We start from the raw sequence: 10,251 nt of genomic DNA, 5'->3' as shown, positions 1-10,251 counted from the left end.
GTTTCCTGCTGAGGTTTTTGGGCAGCTGTACCACCAACGCTGGCGCATCGAAGAAGCCTTCAAACGCCTTAAGCACCGCCTGAAAATCGAAAGCGTCAGCGGCCTGAGCCAGCAAGCCTGTGTCATTGATATCGCCGCCAAAGTGTTGGCCGACAACCTGGGCGCTTTGCTCAGTTACTGTGCCCGTGGCATGCAAGAGCGCACTGATCGAATCTGCAACCGCAGCTACGCGGCCAGCCTGATGCAACGCATGCTGCCCCGTTTGCTGTTGCTGCCTAGCGCCCTTGCGACGTGCATCGCCCAGAGCATCGAACTGCTCAAGGGCAATCTGGTGCGAAGGGTTGAAGGCCGATCTCGGCCACGACCTGCGAGCAAAACAAAGCCGCATCCGCATTTGGCTTACAAGGCGTAGAGGCTTATGTTCGGTGGATTGGGTGGCTGACTACGCCCCATACTTTTTGGGATCAATCATCACTTCTGCCGAGCAAGGCGGAAAGAAACCGCTCATTGACGGGCAACAGCGACTTACTTCTACCTTCCTACTGTTGGCGTATTTGGAGCGCTACCGAAAGGATCATAGAGTTGGGAACGCACTCGACCTTTCAACATACCTCGGCAGCGTGAGTTACGGTGCAATGGACTACGCAATTGAGTTTTCAAATTCACGCAAGGCAATATTTGATCGCTATCTGGATACTACTAAAACCGTTGCAGAAGCAATGGACGACGCTGAAGACGTGGTTAATCTAGACGATGGCGACCGACGACTTTTGGAGGCATTGCGCACAACCGACTCGCTTTTGAACGCAACCGTAAAGGCGGCCATCGCGTACTTCATTGACTATGTGGTGGAGCGAGTGCTACTCATTGATATTTCTGTGAACAGTGAGTCTGAGGCACACCGCGTTTTCGTCACAATGAATGATAGAGGTCTACGCCTCGGGCCAATCGACCTATTGAAGGGTCAAATTCTTTCTAAGATACCAAATGCTGTCGACAGCCAGTCATGCCTCGCCATCTGGGTCCAGACAATAAACAAACTTCGTGAGCTAGGGGCTGAGGAAGACTCCCTCTTTTTCCGAAATTTATTCCGGGCAAAGTGGGCTACAACAATGCGCGGCAAAGCAAAGGGAGACCCTGCGGGCGATTTCGATCTCATTGGTGAGGCTTACCACAGATGGTTTGATGACAACATCTCAAACCTGTCGATTAAAAACGCAGACGGCTACGTTCAATTCGTCCGTGTTGACATTCCTCGATACGCTGAAATCTATGCATTCATCAAGGATGCCGAAGCGAACCTGAAGACAGGATTCGAATGTCTTTACTACAACTCAGTGAGAAAGTTCAGCTTTCAGCCGATGATTCTTCTGGCGGTGGTAAAAGTTGAAGATACGGTAACCGACTGGCAGAAGAAGATTTCACTGGCTTCGCGCTTCATAGATCTGATGTTGACGATCCGAACGATAGAGGGCAAGGAAAACAATTACGACAACTTGAAGGACATTGCATTCACTCTTGCCAAGGAGATTCGAAACAAGACTTCCGCAGAATTGCTGTCCCATGTTCGCGCGGAATGGCTGAAGAGTGCGCCGATCATCCCAGAGCTTTCGAAGCTGACCTACAAGAAGGCTGACAAGTCTGATCTGCTATTTGTGCTGGCTCGGATTGCAGACAATTTAGAAGAGGCTTTTACATTAACAAATCGAGTTGGGTTTCCAACATACTGGCAGCGAGATCGTAGACACAAGACATTCGACATTGAACACCTATTGAAGGAGGCCTTCGATCCGCAAGCGCTACCGACTAACCACGGTTTCGTCGATGCAAAGGACTATGCGGAACATCGTAACTTGATTGGGGCTCTCGCACTCTTGCCGAGATCGAGAAATCGTTCGCTTAAAGACCAACCATATAGAGAAAAGTTGGTGGCATACGCAACGGAGAATGTCCTTACGCAAACGCTTTGCGATGCCTTCTATCAGAGCAATCCGAACGTAGCCAGATATGTACAAAACAACCCGAACTCTGGGTTGTCAGCTGTAACAGATTTTGGGAAGAGCAACATCATGGAGAGAACGGCAATGTATGTAGCCATAGCAAAAAGGGCGTGGGCCGCGCCTTGATGTTCAACAATTTAACAATTTCGTCAAGCGCCGACGCCTTCGGCGCGACTTTACCTCCGATAAGCTTCAAATATGACCCCACAAGTTCGCTACGTTTATATTGCGCACCAAAAAATTCAGCAATTTGAACGACAACTGAGCATTTATAGTGAGCCTTGATTGATATCAACTATCTTGACCGCTCAGGAACAACAATCCTGATTTGAGACCAATCAAACCTTCTTCCTCGGCGGCAACCCCGTATGCTGCGTCAGCAACTGCCCCTTCTTCGGCTGCCCCATGCGCTTGGGCGCTGTCGACAAAGACACCGACGACTTGGCCCCCGCACCCGTGCTGTTTTTCCTGCGGGCGCTTTGGTAGCCTTCTTCGGCCAACGGCTGCCAGCTCGGAATCAAATGGTGTTTGCCGTTGCCAATGAGGTCTGACCGGCCCATGGCTTTCAAGGCTTCGCGCAGCAGGGGCCAGTTGTTGGCGTCGTGGTAGCGCAAAAACGCTTTGTGCAGGCGGCGGCGTTTGTCGCCTTTGACCACGTCCACTTTTTCGCTGTCGCGGGTGATTTTGCGCAGCGGGTTGCGGGTGGAGTGGTACATGGCCGTGGCCGTGGCCATGGGGCTGGGGTAGAAGGTCTGCACCTGGTCGGCGCGGAAACCGTTCTTCTTGAGCCAGACGGCCAGGTTCATCATGTCTTCGTCGCTGGTGCCCGGGTGGGCGGCGATGAAGTACGGGATGAGGAACTGCTTTTTGCCCACTTCTTCGCTGTACTTGTCAAACATCGACTTGAAGCGGTCGTAGGTGCCAATGCCCGGTTTCATCATCTTGGACAGCGGCCCGCCCTCGGTGTGCTCGGGCGCGATCTTCAGGTAGCCGCCCACATGGTGCTGCACCAGTTCTTTCACATACTCGGGCGACTGCACGGCCAGGTCGTAACGCAGACCAGAGCCGATCAGAATCTTCTTGATGCCCTTGAGGTTGCGCGCCCGGCGGTACATGTTGATCAGCGGGCCGTGGTCGGTGGTCAAGTTCTGGCAGATGCCGGGGAACACGCAGCTGGGTTTGCGGCAGGCCGATTCAATTTCGGGGCTGCGGCAGCCCAGGCGGTACATGTTGGCCGTGGGGCCACCCAGGTCAGAGATGACGCCGGTGAAGCCTTTGACCTTGTCGCGGATGTCTTCCACCTCGCGGATGACCGATTCTTCGGATCGGCTTTGGATGATGCGGCCTTCGTGCTCGGTGATGGAACAGAAGGTGCAGCCGCCAAAGCAGCCGCGCATGATGTTGACGCTGAAGCGGATCATTTCCCACGCGGGGATTTTGGTCGAGTGGTCATGGCTGCCGTTTTCGTCGGCATAACGCGGGTGCGGGCTGCGGGCATACGGCAGGTCAAACACATGGTCCATCTCGGCCGTGGTCAGTGGGATGGGCGGCGGCGTGATCCACACGTCGCGGGCGGTGGCACCCTCCCCGTGGGCTTGCACCAGGCAGCGGGCATTGCCGGGGTTGGTCTCCAGGTGCAGCACGCGGTTGGCGTGGGCATAGAGCACGGCGTCTTGCTTGACTTGCTCGTAGCTGGGCAGGCGGATGACGCTCTTGTCGCGCGGCGGGACTTTGTGGGTGCCTTTGCCACGCAGTGCAGGGTTGGGCACAAAGGTGAGCGGCTGAGTGATGGGCTCAATAGCGGCTTGCACGGTGCGGGCTTGGGCCACGGCGGCAGACAAATCAGCTTCAACGTTTTTAGCGTTGTGGCCTTCGGCCACTTCCTTGGCCTCTTCCTCACGGGCGCAAGTGGCGCCCTGCTCCCGCGCTTGGTCCGAAATCATCAAATACGGGTTGATGTGCGCCTCCACATGCCCGGGCGTGTCCACGCTGGTGGAGTCGATCTCGAACCAGCCTTCTGGCGTTTCGCGGCGCACAAAGGCGGTGCCGCGCACGTCGGTGATCTGTTGCACCGGCTCGCGGGCGGCCAGGCGGTGAGCGATCTCGACAATCGCCCGCTCGGCGTTGCCATACAGCAGCAAGTCGCACTTGCTGTCCACCACCACCGAGCGGCGCACTTTGTCTGACCAGTAGTCGTAATGCGCGATGCGGCGCAAGCTGCCTTCAATGCCGCCGAGCACGATGGGCACTTCAGGAAAGGCTTCGCGGCAGCGCTGGCTGTAGACGATGGCGGCGCGGTCGGGCCGTTTGCCACCCACGTCGCCCGGGGTGTAGGCGTCGTCGGTGCGGATTTTGCGGTCCGCCGTGTAGCGGTTGATCATGGAGTCCATGTTGCCGCTGGTCACGCCCCAAAACAGGTTGGGTTTGCCCAAGGCCTTGAAGGGCTCGGCACTGGTCCAGTCGGGCTGGGCGATGATGCCGACCCGAAAACCCTGGTTTTCCAGCATGCGGCCGATGACCGACATGCCAAAGCTGGGGTGGTCCACATAGGCGTCGCCCGTGACGATGATGATGTCGCAGCTGTCCCAGCCCAGTTGGGTCATTTCTTCGCGGCTCATCGGCAAAAACGGGGCCGTGCCAAAGCGCTGCGCCCAGAACTTGCGGTAACTGGTCAGCGGTTTGGCGTCACGCGGGAAGAAAGAGACGTCGACAAAGGCGTTCATGGGCGGGCATTCGGGATAACCCGCTAGTGTAGGGGTTTGGGGGTGGGCTCACGGGGCTGGTGGGTATTGTGCTCAGGCAAGGTCTGCCCCACACACAGGCACATCACCCTTAAAACCACCGCCTCCAGACCGCTGATCGCAGCAAAAGTTGTGCGCAGATCAGACAAATCAAGACGCTCAGTCCTGCACTCACAACAAATTTGAGCAGCACAGGCCAATCCAATCCTTGCAGCGCCAAACCCAAACCCACCACGATGGGGGCGTGAATGAGATAAACAGTCATGGCACTTTGACCCATCGCCCTGTAGGCGCCAGACGGGCTGGTAAACCGCTGCTGGGCCCATCGCAGCAGTCTCAACAGGACACCCCATGCCACCAAGGGCTCCCAAAATGCATAGACGAACGCCTGCACTTTCCAACCACCCACAGCTGGCCCAGCCAACCAAGGGATGAGACTGCCAGCGATGGCCACCAAGGGAAACAGCCAAACCGACCATCGCATCACCCGTCGCCAAGTGTTGGCCGCTGGGGCAGGCACGTCAAACCACCAACGCGACTTTGCGCCTGCCACGCCCGCTACAAACAGCAAAACATAACCCGGGAAGTAGCCCAATTGCCAGCCGATCCACCAGGTTTGTCCGACGGGCCAAACCAAGCGAATCAGAAAGGCCGAGGCACCGACCAACAAGGCTGCGACCCACATCATGGCCATGGAGGGAAACGGGCGCACACGTTGCAGCCAGGGCACAAACGGCGTGATCATGCAGGTCATCACCCACAAAGCCGCCACAAACCACAGCGGGCCGGATTCAAAGTGCGACTGACGCCACAACGCCATCAGCGTGTCTTGGATGGCAAAGCCTTTGCTTGTGAAAGCCAAAGCGATGGTGAATGGCCCCAGCAAACAGCCAAACACCAGCAGCGGCAGGCCCAAGCGCACAAGCCGATCCAGCAAATACAGGTTTGCCCCTTTGCGAGCGAGGGCCGTCGGCACATAAGCCCCCGCCAGCAAAAAGAACAAGCCCATGAACCAAGCTTGGTTGAACGTGCAAAAGGCGGTCAGCAGCAGCGAAGAAAACGAGTTGTCTGGACTTTTCTCATGCCAAAACCACGACCCAATGGCGCCGTACATCAAGGCGGTGTGGTGAACCACCACCAGCAGCGCGACCAAGCCCCGCAAAACGTCTACCCACTCGTCCCTGGAATCAAGATGGTTCATTGGCGATGGTGAATTGAATAGTGTTCGTCTATACAGATCATGACTGATGTCTGGCCACGAAAATATCCCCTCGTGTTGAAATAGCCAGCCTGCTGAGGCTATCGATTCGACCCCGGGAAGTTTTCAATGCTCAAGGATGTTGCAGGCCGGCGGTCGAAGACCCCGACATGGGCCAGTGCCAAAACCCATCATGTCGGACTCTGCGAGTACAGACCTACGAGATGACATTTTGCACACATTTCAAACTTCAGCTTGCCGGATAAACAGTCAGAATTTCCAAACCCCGCCCTGCCCCGCTGATCGCCCATGCCCTTTTCCCTTGCCACGCCCGCCCACCACGAACTGATCATCAAGAAAAGCCGTTTCATCGCCTGCGTGGAGCCCATGCCCGGGCGTGAAGAAGCGATGGCCCGGGTGGCGCAGCTCAAGGCTCTGCACCCCGATGCGGCGCATGTGTGCTGGGCGCTGCTGGCGGGCGGCCAGTCAGCCGCCAATGATGATGGCGAGCCCGGCGGCACTGCCGGGCGCCCCATGCTGGACGTGCTGCGGCACCAGGACTTGCAGGGCGTGATGGCCTCGGTGGTGCGTTACTTTGGTGGCGTCAAGCTGGGCGCGGGCGGCCTGGTGCGGGCCTACACCGATGCGGTGGCGCAGGCGCTGCTGACGGCCGAAAAGATCCCCTTGATCAAGAAAACCGAGCTGGCTTGCAGCGTGCCTTATGCGCTGGAAGGACTGGTACGCCGCGAGGTGGAGCTGGCCCAGGCCCAGTTACAAGAAGTCACGCATGGCAGCGTGGTCACTTTGCGCTTTGCCCTGCCCGCGTCTGACGCAGCGGCCCTGATGCACCGCCTGAGCGAAAGCGGCCGGGGGCAGTTGGTGTGGCTGGATGGTGACACCTTTGAGTGAGCCCGCACAGGGATAATCCGAAACATGCCCGAACACCAACCCCTGCAGCAACCACGCTCCAAAACCGATTTGTTTGTGTCTTTTACCTGGCTGGCCTTGCAGGGCTTTGGCGGGGTGCTGGCCGTGGTACAGCGTGAATTGGTCGAGAAAAAGCGCTGGATGACGCGCGAGCAATTCGTCGAAGACTGGGCCGTGGCCCAGATCATGCCCGGCCCGAATGTGGTGAATCTGTCGCTGATGATTGGGGGGCGTTACTTTGGCTTGCCCGGCGCACTGGCGGGCTTGGCGGGCATGCTGGCCGCGCCTTTGGTGGTGGTGCTTGTGCTGGCCATCGCCTTTGGCGGTGTCTCGGATGCAGCCTGGGCGCAAGGCGCTTTGCGGGGGATGGGGGCCGTGTCCGCAGGGCTGATCGCTGCGGTTGGCCTCAAACTGATCGGCGCACTCAAAAGCAACCCCATGGGCATGCCGGTGTGTATGGGCCTGGCAGCGGCCAGTTTTGTAGGGGTGGGCGTGATGCGCTGGCCGCTTGCCTTTGTGCTGCTCGGCACGGGCCTGCTGGCTTGCAGCTGGGCTTATTGGCAGCTGGCGAAACAAGCCGCATCGTCGGGAGCGCAGCCATGAATCCGGTCCTTGCCTTGACGGCCAGTGATTGGCTGAGCCTGTTCAACCACTTTGCCTCGCTGTCTTTGCTGGCGGTGGGTGGCGCCATCACCACGGCGCCCGACATGCACCGCTATCTGGTGGATGAAACCCAGTGGCTCAGCGATTCGCAGTTCACCTCGTCGATTGCGCTGGCCCAAGCCGCGCCAGGCCCCAACATCCTGTTTGTGGCTTTGATGGGGTTCAACGTGGGCATGAATGCCGGTGCAGGCTTGGCCGACGGCTGGCTGCGTGTGGGCCTGGCCTGCCTGGGTGTGATGGTGCCCATGCTGGGCATCATGTTGCCGTCTTCGGTGCTGACCTACACGGCCACACGCTGGGCGCACCAGCACCGCGACAACATCGGCATTCGGGCGTTCAAGTCGGGCATGGCGCCCATCGTGATTGCCCTGCTGCTGTCCACGGCCTGGCTCTTGACCCTGAGCCACAACGAGCCTGCGCGTGACTGGCCGCTGTATGCGCTGACGGGGCTGACCACTTTGGTGATTTGGCGCACACAGATTCACATGCTGTGGCTGATTGGCCTGGGTGCCCTGCTGGGGGCCATGGGCTGGGTATAGGGCAGATCAGCGCGGGTTTTCGAAGAACACCGTGTTCGAGTAATCGCTGACCTCGAAATAGACCTTCTTCTCGCCCGGGTCCACCTGCATGTTGAGGTTTTCATCCAGCACGCCATAACCAAAACGGTAGGCGCGTGGCTGTTTGTCATCGGTGCCCAATGCCGTGCTGACTTTGTCCACCTTCAGAAAACGGCGCACGACCTTGTCACCCGCATAGACCTCCATCACGCCGTTGGTGCCGGTCCAGTTCTGGATGTCACGACTGATCTTGTTTTGCTGCTCTTGCGTGCAGGCGGCCAACAAGCTGGCGCCGATGACCGTGGTGATCAGGGCTGTGTGTTTGATCTTTTGGAACATGGAAAATTCCTTGTGTGAAATGGCTATAAGGGTCATGTCGGGGTTGAAGCCACCGACCTACGGATGCCGTCAACTGCGCTGGCGCAAAGCTTCATACAGACACACGCCGCTGGCCACCGAGACGTTCAGGCTCTCCACGGCACCGCGCATGGGGATGCTGACCAGCTCGTCGCAGTTTTTGCGCGTCAACTGGCGCATGCCATCGCCCTCAGCGCCCAGCACCAAGGCGGTGGGTACTTTGAGGTCGGCTTGGTAGATGCTGCGCGGCGCGTCGCCGCTGGTGCCAATCACCCAGATGCTGCGCTCCTTGAGCTCGCCCAGGGTCCGCGCCAAGTTGGTCACCATGAAATAAGGCATGGTTTCGGCCGCGCCGCTGGCCACTTTGGCCACGGTGGCGTTGATGCCGGCCGCGTGGTCCTTGGGGGCGATGACGGCGTGAGCGCCCGCGCCATCGGCCACGCGCAGGCAAGCGCCCAGGTTGTGCGGATCGGTCACGCCGTCCAGCACCAAAAGCAAGGGCGGGCCTTGCACGGTGTCGAGCAGGTCATCGAGCGAATGGTTTTGCGGCAAAGGCGCGACCACGGCCACCACGCCCTGGTGGCCGTGGCCACCGGCCAGTTTGGCCAGGCGCTCGTTGTCCGACTCGATCATGCGCATGCCCGAGTCACGGGCCTTGTCGATGAACTGCCGCATGCGGGCGTCGCGGCGGGTGACCTCGTAATGGATTTCAACAACGGATTGGGGGGCGATCTTGAGGCGAACGCCCACGGCATGGAAGCCGAACAGCACTTTGTGGGATGACATCCCCGGATTATCGTTGGTCCCACCACCCTGGCCTATCCAAGAGTTGAACGATAGGCATTATTTGTAGGAGCCCACCCCTGTGGGCGATGGGCATGGAACAGGCCCTGCAAACCATCGCCCACAGAGGTGGGCTCCTACAGGAAAAACGACCGACTTATCAGGCTGCTGAAATACTCAACGATTCAGAGGGGCCACCTTGCCCCGAAGATGCATTTTCAGATTTTCATTTCGCATTTTGAAATTCCAGTGGTTTGGAACGCTTCAAAACCGCGTTTTGACGCACCTATCCCTGCTTTTTTCGCTCATCGGGCACCTTGCAGACGCACCTGTTCCAGCGTGCGCAGTCGCGTGAGGTTGTAGGCCGTCATCGTCAGCACAAACATCTGATCGACTTTCTCCAAACCTCGCACCAACACCTGGCGCATGTGGCCCACAGTCTTAGCCCAACCAAAGCCTTGTTCGATGCGCTTGCGTTTTTCCCGCGACATGGCGTAACCCTCACTGTCGGCCACTGCATCGGGTACGGCCGATTTACGCCCTGATTTGTTCTGCGCCACATGCGGCAACACGTTCATCTGCTGCAAGGCCTTGATGAATTCTTGCGCGTCGTAGCCTTTGTCTGCCCCCAGCGTTGTCCTTCTCTCTTCGTCATTCGCCTGCCCCACCTCGTTGCTCCTCTCTTTCTCCTCTTCCCTCTCCCCTTTGCCGTCCGCTTGCGTGACCATGGCGTTGACCACCAGGCCGTTTCGGTTGTCCTTCCTTGTGTGGCCCCTGAATCGCAGTTCGCTGGCGGTCTTGCCTTTGCGATAGAGCCGGGCATCACCGTCCGTCTTGGATTCGTGCGTCTCGTTGCTGCAGTGCTGCCCGTGGCGGCACTGCCCTGCGTTTGGCTGACGGTGGTGCTGGCTTGCGATGCCTTGGCTTGGACTGTTTTCGACGTGGTGGGGGCGCTGTGCACCTGGCCAGTGGTTGCGGTTTCTTGAGCGGCTTTGGTTTGTACTGAAGTCAGCGCCACACTGGTG

At 58.3% G+C, this 10,251-nt stretch carries 11 protein-coding genes; 6 read left to right on the top strand and 5 right to left on the bottom strand.

Annotated features, from left to right (window positions below; all coding sequences use genetic code 11):
- Together AMM33_RS22620 and AMM33_RS19585 are read left to right on the top strand one after the other, a co-directional pair.
- The coding region (locus AMM33_RS22620) for a transposase (protein ID WP_228768266.1) at nucleotides 1–412 on the top strand (412 nt) is incomplete at its 5' end.
- Between the two features lie 22 nt (nucleotides 413–434).
- Entirely contained in the window at nucleotides 435–2,126 is a 1,692-nt protein-coding gene (locus AMM33_RS19585; RefSeq protein WP_228768265.1) for a DUF262 domain-containing protein, read from the top strand.
- Between the two features lie 212 nt (nucleotides 2,127–2,338).
- Here the strand turns inward: AMM33_RS19585 and AMM33_RS19580 are convergent, their stop codons facing one another.
- Together AMM33_RS19580 and AMM33_RS19575 are read right to left on the bottom strand one after the other, a co-directional pair.
- Nucleotides 2,339–4,723, bottom strand: coding sequence for a YgiQ family radical SAM protein (locus AMM33_RS19580; RefSeq protein ID WP_090142933.1), 2,385 nt, complete (start codon nucleotides 4,721–4,723; stop codon nucleotides 2,339–2,341).
- A 109-nt stretch (nucleotides 4,724–4,832) separates the two neighbouring features.
- Nucleotides 4,833–5,942, bottom strand: coding sequence for an acyltransferase family protein (locus AMM33_RS19575; RefSeq protein ID WP_090142932.1), 1,110 nt, complete (start codon nucleotides 5,940–5,942; stop codon nucleotides 4,833–4,835).
- Between the two features lie 306 nt (nucleotides 5,943–6,248).
- Here AMM33_RS19575 and AMM33_RS19570 point away from each other — a divergent pair, with 306 nt between their 5' ends.
- From AMM33_RS19570 to AMM33_RS19560, 3 genes are read left to right on the top strand one after another with little or no spacing between them, the layout of a single operon-like run.
- Nucleotides 6,249–6,848 (top strand): IMPACT family protein, encoded by a 600-nt coding sequence (locus AMM33_RS19570; RefSeq protein WP_090142931.1) that lies wholly within the window; start codon nucleotides 6,249–6,251, stop codon nucleotides 6,846–6,848.
- Between the two features lie 24 nt (nucleotides 6,849–6,872).
- A complete protein-coding gene (locus AMM33_RS19565) occupies nucleotides 6,873–7,469 on the top strand; it encodes a chromate transporter (RefSeq protein WP_090142930.1) in 597 nt (198 codons plus the stop codon).
- Nucleotides 7,466–8,068: a chromate transporter gene (locus tag AMM33_RS19560; protein WP_090142929.1), complete on the top strand. Its 603-nt coding sequence runs from the start codon at nucleotides 7,466–7,468 to the stop codon at nucleotides 8,066–8,068. The genes AMM33_RS19565 and AMM33_RS19560 overlap by 4 nt, the downstream gene beginning before the upstream one ends.
- Before the next feature lie 6 nt (nucleotides 8,069–8,074).
- Here AMM33_RS19560 and AMM33_RS19555 read toward each other — a convergent pair whose 3' ends face one another.
- The gene (locus tag AMM33_RS19555) at nucleotides 8,075–8,425 is read right to left on the bottom strand and encodes a hypothetical protein (RefSeq protein ID WP_090142928.1); all 351 of its coding nucleotides are present in this window, start codon (nucleotides 8,423–8,425) and stop codon (nucleotides 8,075–8,077) included.
- 69 nt (nucleotides 8,426–8,494) lie between these two features.
- Nucleotides 8,495–9,229: a 23S rRNA (guanosine(2251)-2'-O)-methyltransferase RlmB gene (gene rlmB, locus AMM33_RS19550; RefSeq protein WP_089960603.1), complete on the bottom strand. Its 735-nt coding sequence runs from the start codon at nucleotides 9,227–9,229 to the stop codon at nucleotides 8,495–8,497.
- 92 nt (nucleotides 9,230–9,321) lie between these two features.
- Here rlmB and AMM33_RS22615 point away from each other — a divergent pair, with 92 nt between their 5' ends.
- Entirely contained in the window at nucleotides 9,322–9,468 is a 147-nt protein-coding gene (locus tag AMM33_RS22615) for a hypothetical protein (RefSeq protein WP_228768264.1), read from the top strand.
- A gap of 63 nt (nucleotides 9,469–9,531) precedes the next feature.
- On the opposite strand, the gene AMM33_RS19545 is transcribed toward AMM33_RS22615, so the two are convergent.
- Nucleotides 9,532–10,251: transposase (locus AMM33_RS19545; RefSeq protein ID WP_228768263.1), on the bottom strand; the 720-nt coding region annotated here is incomplete at its 5' end.

Origin of the sequence: Limnohabitans sp. DM1 (genome assembly GCF_001269385.1) — a bacterium.
In the GTDB taxonomy this organism is placed as follows: domain Bacteria; phylum Pseudomonadota; class Gammaproteobacteria; order Burkholderiales; family Burkholderiaceae_C; genus Limnohabitans_A.
The sequence above is the reverse complement of the archived record's forward strand: the minus strand, read 5'-3'. Positions and strand labels throughout refer to the sequence as shown.

Bases quoted from the DNA above. Each gene is read 5' to 3' on its own strand.
- AMM33_RS19580 (WP_090142933.1), bottom strand. From the start codon at position 4,723: ATGAACGCCTTTGTCGACGTCTCTTTCTTCCCGCGTGACGCCAAACCG.
- AMM33_RS19575 (WP_090142932.1), bottom strand. From the start codon at position 5,942: ATGAACCATCTTGATTCCAGGGACGAGTGGGTAGACGTTTTGCGGGGC.
- AMM33_RS19570 (WP_090142931.1), top strand. From the start codon at position 6,249: ATGCCCTTTTCCCTTGCCACGCCCGCCCACCACGAACTGATCATCAAG.
- AMM33_RS19565 (WP_090142930.1), top strand. From the start codon at position 6,873: ATGCCCGAACACCAACCCCTGCAGCAACCACGCTCCAAAACCGATTTG.
- AMM33_RS19560 (WP_090142929.1), top strand. From the start codon at position 7,466: ATGAATCCGGTCCTTGCCTTGACGGCCAGTGATTGGCTGAGCCTGTTC.
- AMM33_RS19555 (WP_090142928.1), bottom strand. From the start codon at position 8,425: ATGTTCCAAAAGATCAAACACACAGCCCTGATCACCACGGTCATCGGC.
- rlmB (WP_089960603.1), bottom strand. From the start codon at position 9,229: ATGTCATCCCACAAAGTGCTGTTCGGCTTCCATGCCGTGGGCGTTCGC.
- AMM33_RS22615 (WP_228768264.1), top strand. From the start codon at position 9,322: ATGGAACAGGCCCTGCAAACCATCGCCCACAGAGGTGGGCTCCTACAG.